The 22,584-nt window shown below is 61.1% G+C and carries 14 protein-coding genes; 8 read left to right on the forward strand and 6 right to left on the reverse strand.

Features of this window, described 5'->3' with window-relative positions; translation table 11 throughout:
* Positions 1–400 precede the first annotated feature (400 nt).
* The gene (locus QD172_RS00190) at positions 401–2,134 is read left to right on the forward strand and encodes a BCCT family transporter (RefSeq protein WP_279854519.1); all 1,734 of its coding nucleotides are present in this window, start codon (positions 401–403) and stop codon (positions 2,132–2,134) included.
* A 662-nt stretch (positions 2,135–2,796) separates the two neighbouring features.
* Positions 2,797–4,464 (forward strand): AMP-binding protein, encoded by a 1,668-nt coding sequence (locus QD172_RS00195; protein WP_279854520.1) that lies wholly within the window; start codon positions 2,797–2,799, stop codon positions 4,462–4,464.
* A 169-nt stretch (positions 4,465–4,633) separates the two neighbouring features.
* Here the strand turns inward: QD172_RS00195 and QD172_RS00200 are convergent, their stop codons facing one another.
* Positions 4,634–5,881: a dicarboxylate/amino acid:cation symporter gene (locus QD172_RS00200; RefSeq protein WP_084208707.1), complete on the reverse strand. Its 1,248-nt coding sequence runs from the start codon at positions 5,879–5,881 to the stop codon at positions 4,634–4,636.
* Positions 5,882–6,649: 768 nt separating this feature from the next.
* Here QD172_RS00200 and QD172_RS00205 point away from each other — a divergent pair.
* From QD172_RS00205 to QD172_RS00220, 4 genes are all read left to right on the forward strand, one after another.
* Complete coding sequence (locus QD172_RS00205; protein ID WP_176494037.1) at positions 6,650–7,852, forward strand: thiamine pyrophosphate-dependent dehydrogenase E1 component subunit alpha; 1,203 nt, start codon at positions 6,650–6,652, stop codon at positions 7,850–7,852.
* Between the two features lie 83 nt (positions 7,853–7,935).
* On the forward strand, positions 7,936–8,904 hold the full coding sequence (locus QD172_RS00210; protein WP_084209720.1) for an alpha-ketoacid dehydrogenase subunit beta: 969 nt from the start codon (positions 7,936–7,938) through the stop codon (positions 8,902–8,904).
* A gap of 174 nt (positions 8,905–9,078) precedes the next feature.
* Positions 9,079–10,794, forward strand: coding sequence for a dihydrolipoyllysine-residue acetyltransferase (locus QD172_RS00215; protein WP_279854521.1), 1,716 nt, complete (start codon positions 9,079–9,081; stop codon positions 10,792–10,794).
* A 28-nt stretch (positions 10,795–10,822) separates the two neighbouring features.
* Complete coding sequence (locus tag QD172_RS00220; protein ID WP_279854522.1) at positions 10,823–12,772, forward strand: phosphotransferase; 1,950 nt, start codon at positions 10,823–10,825, stop codon at positions 12,770–12,772.
* A gap of 213 nt (positions 12,773–12,985) precedes the next feature.
* Here the strand turns inward: QD172_RS00220 and QD172_RS00225 are convergent, their stop codons facing one another.
* A complete protein-coding gene (locus tag QD172_RS00225) occupies positions 12,986–14,440 on the reverse strand; it encodes an aspartate ammonia-lyase (RefSeq protein WP_077377375.1) in 1,455 nt (484 codons plus the stop codon).
* Positions 14,441–14,705: 265 nt separating this feature from the next.
* On the opposite strand from QD172_RS00225, the gene QD172_RS00230 reads away from it, so the two are divergent.
* Positions 14,706–15,638: a LysR substrate-binding domain-containing protein gene (locus QD172_RS00230; RefSeq protein ID WP_077377372.1), complete on the forward strand. Its 933-nt coding sequence runs from the start codon at positions 14,706–14,708 to the stop codon at positions 15,636–15,638.
* 79 nt (positions 15,639–15,717) lie between these two features.
* Here QD172_RS00230 and QD172_RS00235 read toward each other — a convergent pair whose 3' ends face one another.
* The 3 genes from QD172_RS00235 to QD172_RS00245 form a co-directional block, all read right to left on the reverse strand.
* Positions 15,718–16,845: a bifunctional nicotinamide-nucleotide adenylyltransferase/Nudix hydroxylase gene (locus QD172_RS00235; protein WP_258038301.1), complete on the reverse strand. Its 1,128-nt coding sequence runs from the start codon at positions 16,843–16,845 to the stop codon at positions 15,718–15,720.
* Between the two features lie 394 nt (positions 16,846–17,239).
* A complete protein-coding gene (locus QD172_RS00240) occupies positions 17,240–18,193 on the reverse strand; it encodes a nucleoside hydrolase (RefSeq protein WP_077376524.1) in 954 nt (317 codons plus the stop codon).
* Between the two features lie 119 nt (positions 18,194–18,312).
* Entirely contained in the window at positions 18,313–19,233 is a 921-nt protein-coding gene (locus QD172_RS00245) for a ribokinase (RefSeq protein ID WP_084208701.1), read from the reverse strand.
* 170 nt (positions 19,234–19,403) lie between these two features.
* On the opposite strand from QD172_RS00245, the gene QD172_RS00250 reads away from it, so the two are divergent.
* Positions 19,404–21,335: a hypothetical protein gene (locus QD172_RS00250; protein WP_279854523.1), complete on the forward strand. Its 1,932-nt coding sequence runs from the start codon at positions 19,404–19,406 to the stop codon at positions 21,333–21,335.
* Positions 21,336–21,512: 177 nt separating this feature from the next.
* On the opposite strand, the gene QD172_RS00255 is transcribed toward QD172_RS00250, so the two are convergent.
* Complete coding sequence (locus tag QD172_RS00255; RefSeq protein WP_279854524.1) at positions 21,513–22,532, reverse strand: D-2-hydroxyacid dehydrogenase; 1,020 nt, start codon at positions 22,530–22,532, stop codon at positions 21,513–21,515.
* Positions 22,533–22,584 lie beyond the last annotated feature (52 nt).

Here is a 22,584-nt window from a genome sequence, read left to right on the forward strand (position 1 = left end):
GTTGACTCGCGGGGGCTTTTGTCTGTCTGGATGAGACGGACCGGATGAGCCGGACTGGATAGTGCATCTGTCGAGAGACGCCGTGACCTGAGGCCTCGCTTTCTCAGCTCAGGCATTAGCTCTGCTTATCCAGACGACGTCGAGATCTTATTTGTCTCGCGAGCGGGGGCCCTCTAGCATGGATTCTTCCCACAAAGTCGCATACCGGCGGGGGCCAGATGACATGCCGTGGTGGTGTCTCCTGCCAGGGTTCTCGCCCATGACTGACCGAAGGTGAACGCGATCTGCCCGCAATGTCGCCATGACGCCTGAGGTTCCCTGAGCCCCAGTATCCGCTGTCATGAACCACGATACCGGTGTCATGAAAAACGATAATAACAACCCGTCACGAGGTAGAAACATGCTGAAAGGAAAGGAACTGGATGCACTGATCGAGCAGCGAGGTGTCCTGAAGGGTCTCAACTCGACGCTCGGTATCACCGCGATCACCATGACCGTGTTCTTCATTCTCTATGCGATTCTGTTGGGCAAGACGGCCAGCGATCAGTTTCTGGGTATCAAGTCCTGGATAGAGAGCACCCTGGGCTGGTACTACGTGCTGGTCATGTTCTCGACCTTCGTGGTCTGTCTTTACGTGATGTGTTCGCGTGTCGGCAAGATCCGGCTGGGGCGTGACGATGAACGCCCGGAGTTCAGCAATTTTGCCTGGTTCTCGATGCTGTTCGGCTGCGGTACCGGCGCGGGCATGCTGTTCTTCTCGATGTCCGAGCCCATGATCCATTTCGCGAGTGACTGGAGCGGGGGCAATCCGTTTCTGAGTGCTGACATCAAGGCGGCCGTCGCCGTCTTCTTCGAGGCCAAGCAGGCAGCCTTGGCGAGTGGGCTCATGCCGGGGGACGAAGGCTTCCCGGTGCCTGACAGCCGCGTCGCGGAAGCGGCGGCCGGTGGCATCAAGCTCACCGTCTTCCACTGGGGTACGATCGCCTGGGCCATGTATGCCATCGTCGGACTGTCACTGGCCTATTTCGCCTTTCGCAAGGGCCTGCCGCTCTCGATGCGCTCGGCCCTCTATCCGCTGATCGGCAACCGTATCTACGGGCCCATCGGACATACCGTCGACATCCTGACCGTGTTCGGCACCATTTTCGGCATCGCCACCACGCTCGGCCTGGGCGTCGAGCAGATCGGCTCCGGCCTGATGTCACTGGGCCTCATCGAAGAGAAGTCGCGCATGGTGACCGTGGTCTCCATCCTGCTGATCAGCGCCATCGCCACTCTGTCAGCGACCAGCGGCGTGGCACGTGGCATCAAGCTGCTTTCCACCTTCAATACCTGGGTATGCCTCGGCATCCTTGCCTACTTCCTGCTGGTGAGCGATGCCAACTATCTAATCGCGAGCTCCATCACCGCGCTCGGGGATTACCTCACCGATGGCGTCTCGATGACACTGTGGACGGCACGCACGCCGGACGAGCGCATCTGGCAGGGCGGCTGGACCATCTTCTACTGGGGCTGGTGGATCGCCTGGGCCGGATTCGTCGGCATGTTCATTGCCCGCATCTCGCGCGGCCGAACTATCCGTGAATTCATTCTCGGGGTGATGGTGATCCCCTCCATCGTGGCGCTGGTCTGGTTTGGCGTCATCGGCTCGGCGGGCATCTATCAGTCCCTGTATGGGGCCGACATGGGCATCTATACGGCTGCGGTCACCAACTGGGACTACGCCGGAACCCTCTACCACTCGTTCGAGGTGCTCACACCCGGCATCGCCGCGACCGTAGCCAAGGTGGCGGCGCTGGTCGTGGTGATCATCTTCTTCGTCACGTCTGCGGATTCCGGCACCCTGGTGCTGGGACGCCTGTTGGCCTTCGGTCGTCGTCCTCCGGTTCAGCAACGCATCATCTGGGGCATGATGCTGGGCGCCGTGACCTTGATCCTGCTGTTGCTGGGGGGAGATCAAGCGCTCAAGTCCCTGCAGGCTGCCTCGATCGCCGGCGCCTTGCCGTTCACCTTCGTGTTGATCGCCATGATGATCGGGTTGTTGAAATCGCTGCGCGAGGACGGCGAATCGATGATCGAGAACGAAGAGCATATCCGCAAGATGATCGAGAACGAGGTCCGCGACCTCTCTTGAGTTGCCTGTTCCTGACGTGCGCGCCAGACGTATGCGCCTGACGTGTGCGTCCGGTGTGCAAGACATGAGGCCTCTGCCCCCTGGGCAGGGGCCTCGTTGTTTCTTGTGTTTAGGTGAGAAGGCGAGATCTCGCTCATCCATGCCAGCGATTTTCCGGCTTTTGGCCAGGGTTGTTTCCTCCCTGGGCTCAGGGCTGTTTCCCTGCTCCAGAGCTAGCCTGCGCATGTCACCAAGGTCGCAAGGCAATATCAAACGTACGTATGTTCCAATGCTGGCAGGTCCATCGATTCCGCCAACGGCGCGCAGCATGGGTTTGCGGCTATGCTGTCGAAAGTGAAGAGCCCACAGGCTGACATCCATCCGACGGAGCCCCAGCAGCGCCTCACCACGCAACTCACCAAGCAACTCACCACGATGTCTTACGACGTAGTCGCGCGACGACGTCTTACAACAACGTCTTACAACAACAAGGTAGCGGGGGCAGTGACGCCGAGCGCCCCACGTACTGTTCAAGGAGCAACGCCATGCATGATCCCCTAGCGGCTCGACCCAATGAGCCAGGCAAGTCCACTAACGACTCCACCAACGACGTGACTACAGAACCTTCCCACGTGGCAGATGCCTCGCCCGACGCTTCGAGAGCACAGCCAACGACAGACGACATGAGCGGCATGTCGTGCCTGCGCTCCTCGCGGGAAGTGGACTTCACCGGCCTTGATTCCCTGATGGACATGTTCGAGAACGCCTGTCGCACCCACGCCCAGCGGCCGGCCTTCACTTGCATGGACCGCACCATGAGCTTTGAAGAGCTTGAAACTTCCAGTCGCCAGCTGGCGGACTGGTTCCAGCACGAGACCGATCTCAAGCCGGGCGATCGGGTCGCCATCCAGTTGCCCAATACCTTGATGTTCCCGGTGGTGGCCTTCGCCGTCATTCGTGCGGGGCTGGTGCTGGTCAATACCAATCCGCTGTATACCGAGCGCGAGATGGAGCATCAGTTCAATGACTCCGGTGCACGGGCGCTGGTGGTGCTGGCCAACATGGCCGACAAGGTGGAGCGGGTACGCGAGCGTACCGGCCTTGAGTACGTGCTGGTCTGCGAACTGGGCGACATGCATCCACCGCTCAAGCGCCTGTTGATCAATGCCGTGGTCAAGCACGTCAAGAAGCTGGTGCCGAGTTATCGCTTGCCGGATGCCATCCCGCTGCGACAGGCCATCTCGCAGGGCAAGGCCGAGCGTTGGGAGCGGCCGACACTGGCACTCGATGATGTCGCCGTCCTGCAATACACCGGAGGCACCACAGGCGTCGCCAAGGGAGCGATGCTCACGCATCGCAACCTGCTGGCCAACATGCTGCAGGGCAAGATGGCGCTGACCCAGGGGCTCTCGGCCGGGAATGAGACGCTGGTGGTACCTCTGCCGCTCTATCACATCTATGCCTTCACCATTCATCTGGCCTGCATGCTCAGCGAGGGCAATCATTCACTGCTGATTCCCAATCCGCGGGACATTCCGGGCTTCGTGAAGACGCTGCAAAAGCATGACTTCACCATGTTCGTGGGGCTCAACACCTTGTTCGTGGCACTGTGCAACAACCCCGGCTTCCAGGCACTGGATTTCTCGAAGCTCAAGATCACCACCTCGGGAGGCGTGGCGCTGACGCGCAAGGCGGCAGAAGAGTGGAAGCGGGTCACCGGCAGTGATATCTCCGAGGGCTACGGCATGACCGAAACCTCGCCGATCGTGTCGTTCAATCCGTTGGACGCCATCCAGCTGGGCACCATCGGGTGTCCGATGCCCTCGACGGAGGTGCGTCTCTACGATGAAGAGGGCGAGCTTGTCGCGATGGGAGAGCCCGGTGAGCTGTGCGTGAAGGGGCCGCAGGTGATGAAGGGGTATTGGCAGCGTGAGCAGGCGACCAAGGATAGCTTCACTGCCGATGGCTTCCTGCGCACCGGTGACATCGCGGTCTTCCAGGACGATGGCTATATGCGCATCGTCGATCGCAAGAAGGACATGATCATCGTCTCCGGCTTCAACGTCTATCCCAACGAGGTCGAGGACGTGATCGTGCGACATCCGGATGTCCTGGAGGCCGCTGCGGTATCGGTTCTTGATGAACGTAGCGGGGAAGCCATCAAGCTGTATGTGGTACTCAAGGACGGTGCGGAGCTTGAGGCGGATGCGCTGAGAGAGTGGTCGCGCAAGGAGCTGGCCAGTTACAAGGTGCCACGCCATGTGGTGTTCATCGATGACCTGCCCAAGACCAATGTCGGCAAGGTGCTGAGGCGCGAGCTGCGCGATTCCCCGCCGGAGGCGACAGCCTGAAAGGAAATGGCGAGAGACTCCTGACGAAACAAGAAGCCCCGCTCGATGAGCGGGGCTTCTTCGTGTCAGCCACTGATCGTACGGCTGGGGTGTCTCATGAGTGGCATGTCCTATGTGACATGTCACCTGAGCCATTGGACGAAAGACGTCGCAAGCACTCCTGGTGGCGTCACTGCTTGTGCGGCGCGTTGTAGATCTCCAGATCCAGTTCCTTCTCGGACTTGCCGACGAGGGTGGTGACCATCAGGTCGCCCGCGACGTTGACGGTGGTGCGCGCCATGTCGAGGATGCGGTCGATGCCGGCGATCACGGCGATCGCTTCCAGCGGCAGACCCACCTGGCTGAGCACGATGGAGAGCATGATCAGCCCGGCACCGGGTACGCCCGCCGTGCCGATGGAGGCCAGGGTACCGGTCAGCACGATCATGCCGTAATCCATCACCGACAGCTCGATCCCGGTCATCTGCGCGATGAACAGCGCCACGACACCCTGATAGATGGCGGTACCGTCCATGTTGATGGTGGCGCCTACCGGCAGTACGAAGCCAGATACGCCTTCCGAGACGCCCAGATTCTTCTGGGCACAGCGAATCGAGATCGGCAGGGTGCCGGAGCTTGAGGCCGAGGAGAACGCCACGACCAGCGCATCGACGATGCCGCGCAGATAGCGCATCGGGTTCAGCTTGCCCAGTGTCGCCAACAGGCCGGAGTAGACCACCAGCACATGCACGATGCTCGCCAGATACGCCACGGCGATGACCTTGGCCAGCGGCAGCAGCACATCCATGCCGTAGTTGCCGGAGACATGTGCCATCAGGCCGAAGACCCCGAACGGGGCGAAGGCCATCACGAACTCGGTCAGCTTGTACATCACTTCCGCGAAGCTGTCGAAGACACGCACGACCGGTTCGCCCTTGTCGCCGATCATGATCAGCGAGACGCCGATCCCGATGGCGAAGACGATGATCTGCATGATGTTGCCATTGGCAAGCGCATCAATGGGGTTGCTGGGCACCAGATCCACCAGGATCTGCACCAGAGACGGTGCTTCCTTGGTTTCCATGGCCTTGTCGAAGCTGAATTCGAAACCGGCACCCGGCTGGAAGATGGCAGACGCCAGCATGCCGATGGCAATCGCGAAGGCCGTGGTCAGCAGGTAAAGCGCGATGGTCTTGCCACCGATGCGCCCCATCTTCTGAGGGTCACGCATCGAGGTGATACCGACGACGAGGGTGCTGAATACCAGAGGTACGATCAGCATCTTGATGGCATTGATGAAGATATCGCCCAGCGGCTTGAAGACACTGGCGTTCTCACCCATGAGGGCGCCGGCAAGGATACCCAGCGCCAGGCCACCGAGGATCTTCTGCCATAGCGGCAGGCGGCGCCAGAGATTGGGACGTGAAGTGTCACTCATGTGGTTGTCCTTATTCGAGGTCGCGATCTCGATCGCTCATTGCACACAGGAGAACCCGAGCGCTGCTTGATAGGGGGTGTCGCAAGTTGAGGCACCGTTTTAGTGCGGGAAGATTACCAGTCCACCTGAGTGGTCCCCTTGCATCTTTAGTCGTAATTTTGCGGCCCCATTGCAGGATTCTGCGTTTCCATACCAATCCTGCATAAGCTCATGCCGCGAATCGTTCCACCAAAGATGTAGCGCTCAGGCAGTACTATTCACTGCAATCACCTATCTTTTACGTTAACGTCAACTTTCTAGCGCTGGCTGGACAACCTCGACTACGCTGACAGCAACGAGGCATGACGGAAACCACGTCGCATCGGCGATTGCCGGAGAGCGTATTGCATCGCGAGTCCTCCTCGCAGCGCTTCTCTCTGCATTCCCGGGGTGGCTCAGCCAGACCATCTGCCTGCTCGCTCTCAAAAGGAGCGGGCGGGGGCCTCAGGCACCTGATCGGTAAAGAGGATGATGCGCATGTCCCATACAAGAACCACCGGCTCCTGCAAGGGCGATGGCTCCACCAGTGAGCCCGCCACTCGTGAAGAGGCCCCCGCGGCCGCCTCCACATCGTCTGCGAGTGCAGCCAGGGCCTCAGCCTCGGACGCAGTGAAGGCTGACACGATGGCGTCGGGCTCTGAACCGACCGCACATCCCGAGTTGACGTCACTTCCCACTTCCCGGCAGTTGGCGCCTGAAACCGCGAACGTCCTGCATCGCATCGCCTTCATGACCGGCGATGAGCTCTGCATTCCTCTCTTCCAGCGTCTGCGCCAGGATGGCTCGCTGCATGAGGGAGGCGAAGAGGTCAGTCTCACGCGCGAGAAAGCGCTCAGGATCTATCACACCATGCTGTTCATCCGGGTATTGGATGAGCGCATGCTGGCTGCCCAGCGTCAGGGGCGTCTGAGCTTCTATATGCAATGCACGGGTGAGGAAGCCACGGTGATCGGCAGTGCGGCCGCGCTGCAGGATGACGACATGATCATGGCCCAGTATCGCGAGCAGGGCGCATTGGCGTGGCGTGGGTTCAGCTGTGACGAATTCATGAACCAGATGTTCGGCAATGAACGCGACTACGGCAAGGGACGCCAGATGCCGATCCACTACGGCTCGCGTGATCTGAACTACATGACCATCTCATCACCGCTGGCGACCCAGATTCCCCAGGCGACCGGCTACGCCTATGGTCAGAAGCTGGCGGGCAAGGGGCAATGCACCATTACCATCTTCGGAGAGGGTGCCGCGTCGGAAGGGGATTTCCACGCGGCCCTCAACATGGCATCGGTACATCGTGTGCCGTGCATCTTCCTGTGCCGCAACAATGGCTACGCGATTTCCACACCGTCCTGCGAGCAATTCGCCGCAGATGGCATCGCGCCGCGCGCCTTCGGTTATCACATGCAGTGCATCCGCGTGGATGGCAACGATGTGATTGCCGTCTACGAAGCCACCCAGGCGGCGCGCAAGATCGCCGTTGAGACGAATCAGCCGGTATTGATCGAGGCGATGACCTATCGCCTGGCCGCGCATTCCTCCTCTGATGACCCCTCGGGCTATCGCAGCAAGAAGGAAGAGGCCATCTGGCGCGACAAGGACCCCATCCTGCGCATGCGACACTGGCTTGAGGCCCAGGGCTGGTGGAGCGAGGAGGAGGAGAAGGCTACCGGCGATCAACTGCGCCGAGAGGTGCTCGAGTCGATGAAGCGCGCCGAGAAACTGGCTCCGCCTCCGCTGGAGAGTCTGATCACTGATGTCTATGACACGCCGCCCCCCTTGCTGGAAGCGCAGATGGAAGACCTCAAGCAGCATATCCGCAAATACCCGCATGCCTATCCCAAGGGGGCCAGCAGCATGGGGTTCAGTGCCGATGAGATCGAGCAGAGCCGCAAGGCCCATCAGCAGCGTCAGCAGGGAGGCCAGCCGGCATGAGCGATTCGACTCCGACCACTGCCCGTCACGACGTCACTCCCGCATCGGGTGAGACAGCCGGCGCGAGCTCAGGCAAGAAGCAGATGAACATGCTGCAGGCCATCAACAACGCGCTGGACATCGCGATGGCGGCCAACCCTCAGGTGGTGCTGTTCGGCGAGGACGTCGGCGTATTCGGCGGTGTCTTCCGTGCCACCAGTCATCTGCAGGACAAGTACGGCCGTGAGCGTTGCTTCAATACGCCCTTGACGGAACAGGGGATCATCGGTTTCGCCAATGGTCTGGCGGCGCAGGGCTCGACCCCGGTCGCCGAGATCCAGTTCGCCGACTACATCTTCCCGGCGTTCGACCAGATCGTGAACGAGGCGGCCAAGTTCCGTTACCGCTCCGGGGATCTCTTCAATGTCGGCGGACTGACCATTCGAACTCCCTATGGCGGGGGCATTGCCGGCGGGCTCTACCACTCCCAGTCACCTGAAGCCTATTTTGCGCATACCCCCGGGCTCAAGATCGTGATCCCGCGCAACCCCCATCAGGCGAAAGGTCTGCTGCTGGCGGCGATCCGTGACCCCAATCCCGTGCTGTTCATGGAACCCAAGCGTCTCTATCGCGCTTCCGTGGGCGAGGTGCCGGAAGCGGATTATGAGCTGCCGCTGGGCGTCGCCGAGGTCATCCGTGAAGGCCGCGACATCACGCTTCTGGGCTGGGGAGCCCAGATGGAGGTCATCGAGAAGGCGGCCGCATTGGCCGAACAGGACGGTATCGACTGCGAGGTGATCGACCTGCGCAGCATTCTGCCCTGGGATTTCGAGACCGTATGTCAATCCGTGCTCAAGACGGGTCGCCTGGTGGTCAGTCATGAAGCACCGCTGACGGGAGGTTTCGCCAGCGAGATAGCGGCAACCGTGCAAGAGCGTTGCTTCCTGTATCTGGAAGCGCCCATACGTCGCGTCACCGGTCTGGACACACCGTTCCCGCTGGTGCTCGAGAAGGAGCACCTGCCGGACGAGCTCAAGATATACGAAGCCATCAAGCAGAGCCTGAATTACTGAGCCCGAATGATGGAGCTCGAATGACTGAGCCTGAATGACTGAGCCTGAATGACTGAGCCTGAATGACTGAGCACGGACCTGGAATTGCTGACGGAGGCTCGATGATGTCGAGACCGCTCATGTCCAGGTGACGGCTTGTGTTTACGTGATGAGTTGCAGGGAGTGACGTGTGCCATGAATGATTTCATCCTGCCCGATATCGGTGAAGGGATCGTCGAGTGCGAGCTGGTCAAGTGGTTGATCAAGGAAGGCGATGTGATCGAGGAAGATCAGGCGGTCGCCGAGGTAATGACGGACAAGGCATTGGTGGAAATTCCCGCGCCCCACGCAGGCACCGTGGTTCGTCTGTATTGTCGGGAGGGCGAGATTGCCCGGGTGCATGCACCGCTGTTTGCGGTGGATGAGGCGGGTGAGTCGGATGGGAAGGGTGGGGCAGGTGAAGCAGGTGGGGCAGATGGACAAGTAGCGCCGTCTGGCGATCACGCCCGGTCCGGAGCGAAGGCGCCGGGCGCCGACAGCGCGGATCAGGCCGCTGGAGAGGCTGTCAGTGAACGACGTTCGCGTGATTTCATCCTCCCGGACATCGGGGAAGGCATCGTCGAATGTGAGGTGGTCACCTGGCATGTGGCCGAGGGTGACAAGGTCGAGGAAGACCAGACGATCGTCGATGTGATGACAGACAAGGCGCTGGTCGAGATCACGGCCTCCGAGCCCGGGCGTATCGTGCGCTTCCATTACGCTCAGGGGGAGAACGCCCGTGTCCATACCCCCTTGTACGCTTATGTGCCTGACAGCGATGACACGGCCGACGAGGCATCTGGCGTGGCGCACGAGGCAGTCACGGAGGCAGGGATGGCGCCGGCTGCAGCACAGCACGCTTCGTCTGCCTGTGCCTCAGGCATGTCCCCGGCCCAGGCGCGCATTCCTGCCACGCCGGCGGTTCGTCGTCTGCTGCGCGAGCATGCGCTGGACATCAGCGCCATTGCGGGCTCTGGTCGCAACGGCAGGGTATTGAAAGAGGATGTGCTCGCCTATCTCGCGCGTGATTCCGCGACAGATCGCCCGACAGCACCTTCTGCAGATCAACTCCATCGGGACGTGGCCCCCGCGGCTGCGGTGTCCCCCGATGTGGCGGTGGCCGAGCCGGTGGCGTGCGAGTCGCACGAGCCACGTGCAGCGCGACTGGAAGCCAGGCAGGTCCCCCTCAAGGGCGTGGCGGCCGTCATGGCCCGACGCATGGTGCAATCCAGCACCCAGATCCCCCATTTCCATTACGGAGATGAGCTCGATGTGACGGAGCTGCTCGCGCTGCGCGCGCGTCTCAAGTCACGGGCCGACAAGGAGGGGACTCGCCTGACGCTGATGCCCTTCATCATGAAGGCGATGGCATTGGCGGTGCTCGAAGAGCCGATTCTCAATGCACGTCTCAGTGACGATGAAAGCCAGGTGCTCTATCACGCAAGCTGCAATATCGGCATGGCTGTCGATGGTGCCGCCGGCCTGATGGTGCCCAACGTCAAGGGCGTCGAACGCCTGAGCATCCTCGAGATCGCGCGTGAGGTGGCCAGACTGACCGAGGCGGCACGCAATGGTCGTGTCCCGCAGGCGGATCTCAAGGGTGGCACGCTGTCGATCTCCAACATCGGTGCTCTGGGCGGCACCTATGCGGCCCCGATCATCAATCAGCCCGAGGTCGCCATCGTGGCCCTCGGTCGTACCCAGCGGCTGCCGCGCTTCGATGTCGATGGCAATGTCTGCGCGCGCGACATCATGACGATCACCTGGGCCGGGGATCACCGCATCATCGATGGCGGTACCATCGCTCGCTTCAGCAATCTGTGGAAGCACTATCTGGAGCATCCGGATGAGATGCTGCTGTCGCTGGCATGACGGGGTTCGATGAGGGAGGCGCTTGTCCATGAGTGACACGCGCGCTCATGAGCGCCTGCAACAGTTCTATATCCCGGAAGAGCAGTCCATCTACCTGCTCTCGCATCATGATGCCAAGAAGCTCAAGGACTGGGTGGCGCTGTGCGTTGCCCAGCTCGAGGGGCTGGGCTATCGCGAAATCCATCTGGTGGGCAAGGGGGCTTATGGCTTCGTGTTTGCCGGGTGGCGCCCTGGTGAAGGCACGGCCATTCGAGAGGAGCACGTCTTCAAGTTCACGCGGGTCACCTTGCCTCAGGCGTTGCAGGACCGTCTGGAGGAAGAGGCCTTCATGCTCGACCAGGTCGCGCATCCGTTGATTCCGCGCCTGATCAGTTACCAGCGCGTTCGCCGCCAGTCGATACTGGTCATGGAGCGCGCGCCGGGCATCAATCTCGAGGAGTACTCGCTCAAGCATGGCCGCATGTCACCGCGCCTGGTGATCAGGGTCGCCAGTCAGCTTGCCGGGATTCTCAAGTCGCTGCGTGGGTCATCCGCAAGCCCCGACACGCCCGCGGTGGTGCACGGGGATATCAAACCGTCCAACCTGGTCTTCGATGCTGAGCGTGAGCAGGTGGCATTGATCGACTGGGGCAGTGCCGTCTTCGCGCAACTCGACGAGCACATGCAATACCTCACGACCAATGTGATGCAGCTGATGTCGGATGATCTGCAGCAGACCAACGCGCGACTGGGCGATGTCTACTTCATCGGCGAGGAACAGCTCAATGGCGCGCTGTCCTCGCCTCGCTTCGATGAGCAAGGCGTGGCCGCGACACTCTATGCACTGGCGTCAGGGCAGTCGTGTCGCTTCGGCGTGCGTGCCATCCCGGCAACCTCGCTGGGACTGCCACGGGAGTTCGCGCGCATGCTGGATGGCATGCTGGCGGAAGACCCGATGCTGCGCATGCAGGCGGGTGACTATTTCCTGCGCGAGATGCCAAGAATGGCTCGTCTGGTCATGCCGGAACTGCCGTCATCGCCGATACCCTCTCTGCTTCCCGTCTGGGTGAGGCCTGCCGCCCGCGACATCGACACCGTCGTCTATACCTCGCGCAAATCCTTTCTGCGGGAAGCCTTCGAGATCGATGGCATGGACAGTGCGCAGGCCAACCACGAAGACGGCGACCACGCCAATGCGCTGGATGCCGTCAACGACGTCCAGCTGGATCGCTATTACAAGAACTTCATGCAGGGCATGGGAGATACGGAGAAAGCCTTTCTGGCCGCCGTGAGCCGGCTGGGGAAGTATCCGATCGTCGGGGGACTGGCGATCCGCTGGGAGCCGCAGGGCATCTTCGTGGACACGGCGCTGCACCTGCATGACCCCTCGCTCAAGGCCGCCTTCGTGGTAGCGGTCAACAACATGGTGGCGCTGGCGCGTGCCATCTATCGACAGGGGGTGTTCAAGGCCTGTCTGTTCAATGCGCGTGATACCTTGCACCTGGAGCGCGACGACCCCGAGGACGCCTTCACGCTGCCGCAAGCCTCCCCTCGGCGTGAGGCACTCCGCTTTCCCTATGAAGTCAGCGCCGTTCCGGAGCTGGAGGATGAATCACGAGTGCACTCCTATTTCGAGGATGGCCCGGATCCCGAGGAGTTTCTGGCCCTGCCGGAACAGATCATGAACGCGCTGTCGGAACTCAATCAGATCCATCACACCGGAATGCTGATCTTCGAGGCATTGCCGCATCATCTCAAGATCCACAGTTATTACCGTCTGCTCGACCCTGGGCGTGAAGCCGATTTCGCGCATCTTCTGGATGTCATCCTGGCCGCCGTGCCACTGATTTCCGGACTGGGGGTGTCGGGCTTCATGAAGATGCCCTACAAGAACACCAAGCACTTTGACCATGTCGAAGCGCAGCCCGAACGCTTCTACCCGCGTGACCCTCGGGTCAACATGACGACTCGGCAGGATCCAGCAGGGCAGGCCAGATAGCAGCGTGACACTGGAGAGAAGCGAGAAGCGAGAAGCGAGGAAAGAGAAGCGAGGAAAGAGAAGCGACTTGTCTTGCCGCTATCCAGCAGACAAACGCCCCGCTCAGGTTTCAAGCCTGGACGGGGCGTTTGTCATTTCAGACTACGCGTCAGACCACGCCACGGTTTGGCGCAAGGATAACCCGTAATGAGTCATCGGAACGCTACTGCAGCTTCAATCCTTCATCTGGCGCGGCCGTGTCATCGCCTGAGGCGACAGCAGTGCTTCAAGGCGCGCCTCATCCAGCAGGCCTTCCTCGCGCACCAACTCCAATACGCTGCGACCGCTGACCAGGGCTTCCTTGGCGATGCGGGTCGCGTTGTCATAGCCGATGTAGGGGTTGAGGGCGGTGATCAGGCCGATGGAGTTGTTGACCAGCTCCGCACAGCGATCCCGATTGGCCGTGATGCCGATCACGCAGCGATTCTTGAGCATGGTCATGGCTCGGCTCAGCTGGCGGATGGAATCCAGCAGCTTGTAGGCGATCAGTGGCTCCATCACGTTGAGCTGCAACTGGCCGGCTTCCGCCGCCATGGTCAGCGCGGTGTCGTTGCCGATCACGTCAAAGGCGACCTGATTGACGGCTTCCGGAATCACCGGATTGACCTTGCCCGGCATGATCGAGCTGCCCGGCTGCTGAGGCGGCAGGTTGATCTCGTTGAAGCCGGTGCGCGGGCCGGAAGACAGCAGACGCAGGTCATTGCAGATCTTGGACAGCTTGACCGCAAGGCGCTTGAGCATGCCGTGGAACAGCACGAAGGCCCCCATGTCGCTGGTCGCTTCGACCAGGTCCGACGCCGGACGGAAGTCGATGCCGGAACGACGTGCCAATGCCTCGATGGCCAGGGCGCTGTAGCGCGGATCGGCATTGATGCCGGTGCCGATCGCCGTGCCCCCCAGATTGACTTCCTTGAGCAGCTCGTTGAGGTTGGCGATGCGCTCGACATCTTCGCGCAGGGTGTTGGCGAAGGCGCGGAATTCCTGGCCCAGCGTCATCGGCACCGCATCCTGAAGCTGGGTGCGCCCCATCTTGACGACATCATCGAATTCCAGTGCCTTGCTGGCAAAGGCATTGGCCAGTTCGCTCAGCGCATCCACCAGCATCGAGTGGCTGCGCAGCAGGCCGACGCGAATGGCCGTCGGATAGGCGTCATTCGTGGACTGCGCCATGTTGACGTGATTGTTGGGGTGCAGGTGCTGGTAATCCCCTTTCGGATAGCCAAGATATTCCAGCCCGAGGTTGGCGATCACCTCGTTGGCATTCATGTTGGTCGAGGTACCGGCACCCCCCTGGATCATGTCGACCACGAACTGATCGTGATGATCGCCATTCATCAAGCGTGCACAGGCATGCTGGATGGCATCGTGCTCACGTGTCTCGAGATAGCCCAGCGCGTGATTGGCTTCCGCGGCAGCGGCCTTGACCAATGCCAGGCCTTCCACCAGACGCGGGAAGTGGGACAGCGGCACGCCGGACAGATGGAAGTTGTTGAGTGCACGCTGGGTCTGGACACCGTAATAGGCCTCTGTCGGGACCGGCTCGCGCCCCAGTAGATCCTTCTCGAGGCGGAAACCGTTTGCCAATGCCTCCTGCTCTGCATGGCTGAGGTCGGGCTGTGAGGATGGCATGGCGTTCTGAGCGGTTTCCGAGGCACTGTTCACTTGGGCGGAACTCCTGGCTGAAGTACACTGTTGCGCTTGAAGCGCGGTGAGGTGGACAAGGGTAACCAGCAGGATGCCCCGACGACCAATGCCTATCGCCGCTGCCGTATACGTCAAATGCATACGACGAAGGTAGTGATTCTCCCCCGTGAAGCTCACTGCCAGAGACAAGGCGCTACATGACCGGTTTTCACGCATATTGCCGGCATGATCGATATCGATGGGAGTTCGGGTGAACCTGGAAACAAAATGGCTGGAAGATTTCGTCGCGTTGTCCAATACGCGCAGCTTCTCCACCTCGGCTCGCCTCAGACATGTGACCCAACCAGCCTTCAGCCGTCGAATTCGCGCGTTGGAGCAGGCCGTGGGCACCACGCTGGTGGATCGTTCGACCACGCCTGTCAGCCTGACGCCGGAAGGACAGTTGTTCCTGGTGACCGCGCGCAATTTGACCGAGCAGTTGTCCGAATGTCTGGCCCATCTACGCGGGCTTGGGATGGCCAACGAGACGCTGGACATCGCGGCGGCACACTCGCTGGCGCTGGCGTTCTTCCCCAAGTGGATCTCGCGCCTTCAGCAAGGGCTGGGGGAGTTGCCGACGCGGCTCTCCGCCATGAATGTCGGCGATGCCATCCATGCCCTGCGTGAGGGCAACTGCGATCTGATGCTGGCGTATTACGACCCTTACGCCAGCATGCAGCTGGATGCAGAGGCATTCCCCTCCTTCTCGGTGGCCAAGGTCAACATGCTGCCGGTCTGCGTGCCGCTGGAGAACGGCGAACCACGCTTCCCGCTGACCGGCCAGAGCGAAACCAGTCAGGACGCGATTCCCTTGCTCTCCTATACACAGGGAGCGTTCCTGGGGCGCAGCGTGAAGATGTTGCTCAAGAATGATCCATTGCGGCTTCGCTTGCGCACCGTCTATGAAATGGCGATGGCGGAGGGTCTCAAGGGCATGGCGTTGCAGGGAGTGGGCATGGCGTGGATTCCGGACTTCTGCATCCGGGATGAGCTGGAAAGTGGCAAGCTGGTGAGAGCCGGCAATGACGCCTGGGATATTCCGCTGGAGATTCGTCTCTATCGTTGCTCACTGGTTCACAAGCCGGGGATCGACAAGCTGTGGAAGCAGCTGATGAATCTGCCGCGAGATTTCCTTCAGGCCTGACAGGCCACACCCAGACACGACAACGGCAGGCCAATGGCCTGCCGTTGTCGTGTCTGGCAAAGCTGTCTCTATCGGCGAGTCAGAAACTGCTTTGCCCCGCATGCAAGCCCAGAAAGTTCTGGATGATGAAGAAGTGGTCTTCGAACAAGGTGTCAGGCTCCAGATCCGCAAGTGCCACCCAGCGAGCCTGCTCTTCGCTGTCCTTGCCACTGCTGCGCAGTTTCGGTAACTGCTGCTCCGGGCGCAGTGCGAAATAGAAGGCCTCTGCCAGCGTGCGACCGCGCCAGCTGCGGTGAGGCTCATCGAACAGACGCTGCCCACGCAGTGAGCCGCGCAGGACAGGTTCTGGCACCTTGAGCCGCACGCGTTCTCTCAATTCGCGCAGGCAGGCGTCCAGCAGGCGCTCCTGCGACTGGACGAAGCCCCCGGGCAAGGCGTAAAGCCCCTTGCCAGGCGCCGCGCGTCGGGTGGTCAGCAGGATATGCCCTGATTGCACGACGACCGCATTGACCGTGATGAACAGGGGAGGATAGGGCGCGTCACTCCATGCCGCGCGATACTGCTCGAGCAGTCGCCGCTCCTCGACCAGACCTTGCCATGCCGTTTCCTCCAGAAAGCCGCGCAGATGTTGCGCGACGCTGCCGGGCAGCAACTCCAGTCCCTCGTTGTCCAGCCAGTCCTCGACTCTGGCCCGCTCGCTGAAGATCACATCGCGGATATGACTCGCCACCATGCCCTCGTGGTAAGGCCCTGCCACGGATTCCCACTGCGGGAACAGACTCAGATAATAGCTGGAACGTGCATTGTCATTGCCATGCGTGGCCCCGATCAAGGCGATGCGGGGCATGCGATTGGCCTGCGGGCGTGCGATGTCACGCACCTTGCGCTGCACATCCCGCACCCAGACATCGTCGTTGTAGAGAGCATCCAGCAGCGGCACGATTTCCAGTCGGGCATTGGCATCCTCCCCGAAACAGCTGCGAATCATGCGGGTGCGTTCATCGAAGGTGAAAGGGTTGCGCAAGGAACGCGCCTGCCAGGCAGACCCCACCAGGACGATGACCTGGCGTGCACGACGCAGGGCCTCCTCCATGATCGCGACATGACCATGGTGAACGGGTTGGAAGCGGCCGATGAAGACGAGACAGTCATACTGACAGGCGTTGTCTGCCGAGCCCTCGGAGCAGAGCTGAGACGGTGCACGCATGGCGGGCATGAGAGACGATGAGGGCATGAAACGCTCCATGGAATTCTGAAGACTGCGTCTGGGTGGCAGGTCGTGCGTCCCCGATAGCCTATCAGATAACGCGCATACGTTGAGCATGGCCTGGCAGTGTGCGATCTGTCTGAGTCTGCAAGCATCTTTTATTATACCGTTACCTTGTATCTCCGCACAGATATCAATCCTACCCACAACACTGTCATCGGCGAGGTGGGAGAGGCGAAAGGCGAAAGACGAGAGAAACGAGAGAGGCAATAGAAAGCGGAGAGAAGGCGATGCATCACGCAGACTGGCTACCCCCCGCAAGGCATGCCTTGCGGGGGGGCCAGCCGGTATCGTCATGACCCGCGGTGCGTCACGAGATATCGGGAGTACAGGCTCAGGAAGCCTTGGCGGTCAGCACGTCGGTGATCCACTCGACGACCTGCTCACCGTTGGCATTGACGCAGACGTCGACCAGCGGCGTCTGGGACCATTGATTGCCGAGGAACTCGCGTCCTTGCGGCGCGAACAGGGTCTGGCCTTCCGCCAGCCCTTCGACTTCGACGCTCAGGTGGCCACGCTCGACGGTGAACATCTCCGGCTTCATCAGCCAGGCCAGGGCACAGCTGTCGTGCGGACAGCAGCCATCGATGCCACGAGCTTCCTGGTAGAAGGCCTTGTAGAACTGATAGCTGCCGGACAGCACCTCGCCCAGGGCACCTTGCGCGACACGGATGCGCTCGACATGTGCCGGGGACAGCACGCAGCGGTGAGTGGCATCCAGGCCGACCATGGTCAGCGGCCAGCCTGCCGTGAGCACCTTGGAGGCGGCATGCGGGTCGTTGAAGATATTGGCTTCCGCGACCGGAGAGACGTTGCCGCCTTCACGGATGGAGCCACCCATCACGACCACCTGCTTGACCTTGGTGATGATGCTCGGGTCCAGTTGCAGGGCGGTTGCCAGGTTGCCCAGCGGGCCTACCGCGACGAGGGTGATCTCGCCCGGACGCGCATTGACCTGCTCGACGATGAACTGCGGTGCACTGATGGGCAACGCCTTGCCCTTGGGCTCCGGGATATCCATGTTGCCAAGGCCGTTGGCACCGTGGATGTGCGCCGGTGCGGGGAACTTGTCCTTGACCAGCGGTTGGGCAGCACCCTGTGCGACCGGGATATTCTGGCCCGCCAGCTCCCCCAGCAACAACGCATTGGACGTGGCGGTCTCGATGGTGACGTTGCCGAAGGTGGTCGTCATGCCGAGGAATTCGATGTCCGGATGTGCCAGGCAGATGGCGATGGCCTGGGCGTCATCAACGCCCGGGTCGGTATCAAAGATGATGGGAGTCTTCATGATGTCCTCTTGCCGATAAAGCCATGAACCGGTGCCATCGGCACCTCAATCAGCGTGCCGTGGTCTGAGCCTCACCCTCAGGAAAGGCTCAGACCTGTCCGGTTCAAGGGGGTGATCGTTCAGTTGCTCAATGCGTCCAGGGGGGGCCACTCCGCCAGGGCGTCAGCGACATCGCTGCTGCCCGGAATGCTGGGAGCGGCGCCTTCACGACTGACACAGAGTGCGGAGGCCGTGCTGGCGCGACGCAGACTGTCTTCGATGTTCATGCCATCGATCTGGCTGGCCAGGTAATAGCCGATGAAGGTATCGCCGGCAGCGGTGGTATCCACCGCCTTCACGCGATGGGCAGGCAGCTGGATGCGCTGCTCGCCCAGCTGATAGCAGACGCCTTCGCTGCCCAGAGTCAGCACCACCTCGGTGGCGGGCAGGCGCTCATGCAGGGCATTGAGCAGCGTGTCGACCGGTGCGCTTTCTTCCAGCTCGACCAGTTGCGCCGCTTCGCCACGGTTCAAGAACAGCACCTGGCAATGCTCCAGCGGGAGATCCAGCACTTCAGCACCCATCGGCGCCGGGTTGAAGGCGATCTTCATGCCCTTGGCATGCGCCATCTCGATGACCTTGCCAAGCGCATTGCACTCGTTCTGAAGCAGCAGCCAATCGCCCTGGGTGACTCCGGAGAACAGCTCGGAGAGGTGTTCGTCGGTGAAGCCATGATTGGCACCAGGGTAAAGGATGATGCTGTTCTCGGCGTGATCATCCACCTGAATGATGGCGTGACCGCTGGCGCTGGCGCTCAGTTCGACCTGAGACGTGATGACACCGGCGCTCTCCAATGGCTCAAGTGCCCAGCGGTCGGCATTGCCGAGACGTCCCCAGTGGGTGACATCTCCGCCTGCGCGTGCCAGAGCGAGGGACTGGTTGGCCCCCTTGCCGCCCAATACCTGACGGAAGGAGTGACTCGCCAGAGTTTCACCGGGGCGAACCAGATGAGGGACCCGGTAGACGTGATCGATATTGATGGAACCGTAGTTGTAAAGCATGCAGCCTCCTTGGGGGCGAGCATCCTAGCAAAGCCTTGGCCGCCTGTCCGCAGTCCTGACACCAAGGTCTGACCTTTTGGACATGTTTGAGCGTTGAAGCGCGAAGTCCACCTATAGGCAAGAGAAGGCGCATACTCGATTCACTTATGGAGGAATCAGGAAATCCGCCAATGCCGGGAATTCAACGTACCCCCATCACCATCAAGAAATGGGTCTGGCGCGCGCTGTTTACCAGTACCATGATCCCGTTGCTGCTGGTAGAGACGGCGCTGGTAGCGGTGTACTTCCTGTCCAACGACGAGATACGTGATGCCAACCTGAATTACCTTCAGGCGCAGTCGAGCAGTGAGTTGAATCTGGCCATGCTGCGCGAGGCCAAGAGCCTCAATCGTCAGCTGGAACATATACAGGATCTCTCCACCGGCATGGCGGCACAGGCCCGCATGATTCGACTCGACAGTGCTTCTCCCGTCAGGGCGGAGCAAGCGGCTCGGCATGGATTCGAGCGCAGTGGCGCCTGGGCCAGCCAGAGGGATGAAGGGGATCAGGCCAGTGGCTTCCATGCCGTGCTGCCTGATATCGAGATCGATGTGCCACTGGCATTGCGAATGACGGCCGTGGACCCCCTGATGCGCAATATCGTCTCGACCCATCCCGCGGTCATCCAGACCTTCGTGACGCTGGCGAACTGCTATGTGCGAATCTATCCCTATGTGGATCTCGTTGAGTTGTTGCCCCCCGATCACGATTGCCGAGACTTCTCCTTCTTCTACCTGGCCGCACCGGCCATGAATCCCGAGCGCCACACCGTCTGGACGGATCTCTATCAGGACCCCGCCGCCAATGGCTGGATGACGTCTGCCGTCACGCCTTTTTACGACGGTGACGAATTTCTCGGTGTGGTAGGCATCGACATGACCCTGGATGTCATCGTCAACCAGATTCTGGCCATGGAACTGCCCTGGAGCGGCTTCGCGATGCTCTACGATGCCAAGGGGCGCTCACTGGCGGTGCCGTCGCGGGGCGAATCTTTGCTCTCTCTGGCACCGGTCGAGCAGCCGGACGTCAGCATTATCCAGGAGGAGGACGTGCTGCGGCCGGCGCAGATGGAGCTGTCCAGGCATCCCGTCTTCGCCACCCTGTCCGAGCAGATCCTCGGGCAGCGTCGTGGCTCTGCAAGCGTCTTGGTGAATGGTGAGCCCTTCAAGGTGGCCTGGGAGCGTCTGAGCAGCAATGACTGGATCATGTTGAGCATGGTGGAGGAGTCGGCCGTCTTCTCGCGTACCGCCGAGATCGGGCGCAATTTTCAACTGGTCGGCATGGCGCTGGTGGGCGGCCTGATTCTCTTCTATCTGAGCTTCTTCCTGCTGATGAGCTGGCGCACCCACCACATCAGTCGCCATCTGTCCGTGCCGCTGGCAGAGCTCAGGGATCGCCTGCATCGTATCGGCATGGGGGCGGAGATCGAGTCTCCTGGGCAATGCGGTATCGTCGAGCTGGATGATGCCCATAATACGGCGGAAGAGATGTACCGACGTCTGCGCCAGACCCAGCAGGAACTCCAGGCCAGTGAGCGGCGCTTGCTCGACTCCCTGGAAGCCAGTGGCGACAGTCTGTGGGAGATGGATATTCCCGGGCGCATCATCCACATTCACCCCAATCTGTGGCGGATGCTGGGAGCGACAGGGCGTGAGCCGCTGGTGATGCGCGAGCTGGACTTTGATCGGCTGATCCATCCTGATGACCTGGAAGCCGTGCATGTCCTGCGTCACCGCGTGTTCACCACCTTCGGCGATACCTTCGAATGTCAGTACCGCATGCGCGCCCCGGGAGAGGAGGATCTGCGGCACATCGAAAGCATGGGCTGCAATGCGCATTCTGATCTGACGGTTGATCCGGGCATCGAGCCGCAAGGCGGCGAGGGCCATGCGGCATCGTCGGCGAGTCGGCATGACGAGGATCAGGCGGCGGATGCCATTGATTGGGTATTGCTCATCTCGCGCGGGCGGGTAGTGACGTGGGATGCCGAAGGCCACCCCGTCAAGGCCGCTGGCATGCATATCCGTATCGACAGATCTTCATTTGCCAGTCACCTGCGCTGAGCGAACTCAAGAGTGATCTCAGGCTAGTTGCCATCGATGTCGCGTCATTCCTCTTGAATGACGCGGCAATTCCGACACAAGAAGGGGCCAGATGCCTTGCGCATCTGGCCCCTTCTTGTGTCTATCCATGCCTCTGTCAGCGGGCGGGCATCGCCATGTAGCCCCCTCGTCCATGTCTCAGACGTTTTCGCCGAGATAGGCCTCGATATTGGCAAGACTCAGATCCAGTATGTTCTGACGCGCTTCACGACTGATCCAGGCATTGTGGGGCGTGACGATGAGGTTCCATCCGGCCTCAGACGCCGTGCGGCCGTCAGCCAGCGTTGTGAGCAGGGCATGGCCTTCTCGGGGCGGTTCCTCCGGCAGGCTGTCGACGGCCAGTCCACCGAGGTGCCCACGCTTCAAGGCGGCAAGTGCAGCCTCTTCATCGATGATGCCACCGCGTGCACAGTTGATGAGCAGGGCACCGGGCTTCAGCAACGCCAGGGCCTGCTCGTCGATCAGATGGTGTGTCTCAGGCGTCAGTGGGCAGTGCAGGCTGATGACGTCCGCTTCAGGCAGGAGGTGTTTCAGGCTCGGTCGTTGAGACGTCGACTCACTGCCCGGGCGCGCGGCGAAGGTGACGCGCATGTCGAACGCCTCTGCCAACCTGCCCACGGCAGTCCCCAGCTCTCCCTTGCCGACGATCACCAGATGCTTGCCGGCCAGTTGCAGGGTGGGGCGGCCCATCAGGCAGAAGGTATTGCTGCGCTGCCATTCACCGCTCGCGACATCTCCCTGGTAGCCAGGCAGTTGTCCGGCCAGTGCCAGCATCAACATCCAGGTGTGCTGTGCGACAGAGGCGGTGCCATAGGCCGCGACGTTCATGACGCGTATGCCTTGCGCCCTTGCCGCTTCCATGTCGATGTTGTTGGTGCCGGTGGCCATGACGGCGATCAGCTTCAATGTCGGCAGGGCCTCCAGATGCTGCGCCTCCAGGCGTACCTTGTTGACCAGCACGATCTCGGCACCCTCCAGACGCTCCACGACCTGCTCGGGCAACGTGGCATCATGGCAGACAAGCCCATTGACCCGGTCCTTCAGGCGGCTGAAGTCAAGGCCGTCGCCAAGTGATGCCATGTCGAGCATCACGGCCTGCGGGCCAGCACCAGCGGCAGCAGTAGGGGGAGTTGCAGATGCGAGTTGGGGATCAGACATCGGTGTCCTCATGACGTGAGACGGCCGGGCGGCAGTGAATGAGGCCTGACCC

This window comes from Cobetia sp. 10Alg 146, assembly GCF_029846385.1.
GTDB classification, from domain to species: Bacteria; Pseudomonadota; Gammaproteobacteria; order Pseudomonadales; family Halomonadaceae; genus Cobetia; species Cobetia marina.

Coding starts and splice junctions, on each gene's coding strand:
- QD172_RS00190 (WP_279854519.1), top strand. CDS start 401: ATGCTGAAAGGAAAGGAACTGGATGCACTGATCGAGCAGCGAGGTGTC.
- QD172_RS00195 (WP_279854520.1), top strand. CDS start 2,797: ATGAGCGGCATGTCGTGCCTGCGCTCCTCGCGGGAAGTGGACTTCACC.
- QD172_RS00200 (WP_084208707.1), bottom strand. CDS start 5,881: ATGAGTGACACTTCACGTCCCAATCTCTGGCGCCGCCTGCCGCTATGG.
- QD172_RS00205 (WP_176494037.1), top strand. CDS start 6,650: ATGACCGGCGATGAGCTCTGCATTCCTCTCTTCCAGCGTCTGCGCCAG.
- QD172_RS00210 (WP_084209720.1), top strand. CDS start 7,936: ATGAACATGCTGCAGGCCATCAACAACGCGCTGGACATCGCGATGGCG.
- QD172_RS00215 (WP_279854521.1), top strand. CDS start 9,079: ATGAATGATTTCATCCTGCCCGATATCGGTGAAGGGATCGTCGAGTGC.
- QD172_RS00220 (WP_279854522.1), top strand. CDS start 10,823: ATGAGTGACACGCGCGCTCATGAGCGCCTGCAACAGTTCTATATCCCG.
- QD172_RS00225 (WP_077377375.1), bottom strand. CDS start 14,440: ATGCCATCCTCACAGCCCGACCTCAGCCATGCAGAGCAGGAGGCATTG.
- QD172_RS00235 (WP_258038301.1), bottom strand. CDS start 16,845: ATGCGTGCACCGTCTCAGCTCTGCTCCGAGGGCTCGGCAGACAACGCC.
- QD172_RS00240 (WP_077376524.1), bottom strand. CDS start 18,193: ATGAAGACTCCCATCATCTTTGATACCGACCCGGGCGTTGATGACGCC.
- QD172_RS00245 (WP_084208701.1), bottom strand. CDS start 19,233: ATGCTTTACAACTACGGTTCCATCAATATCGATCACGTCTACCGGGTC.
- QD172_RS00250 (WP_279854523.1), top strand. CDS start 19,404: ATGCCGGGAATTCAACGTACCCCCATCACCATCAAGAAATGGGTCTGG.
- QD172_RS00255 (WP_279854524.1), bottom strand. CDS start 22,532: ATGTCTGATCCCCAACTCGCATCTGCAACTCCCCCTACTGCTGCCGCT.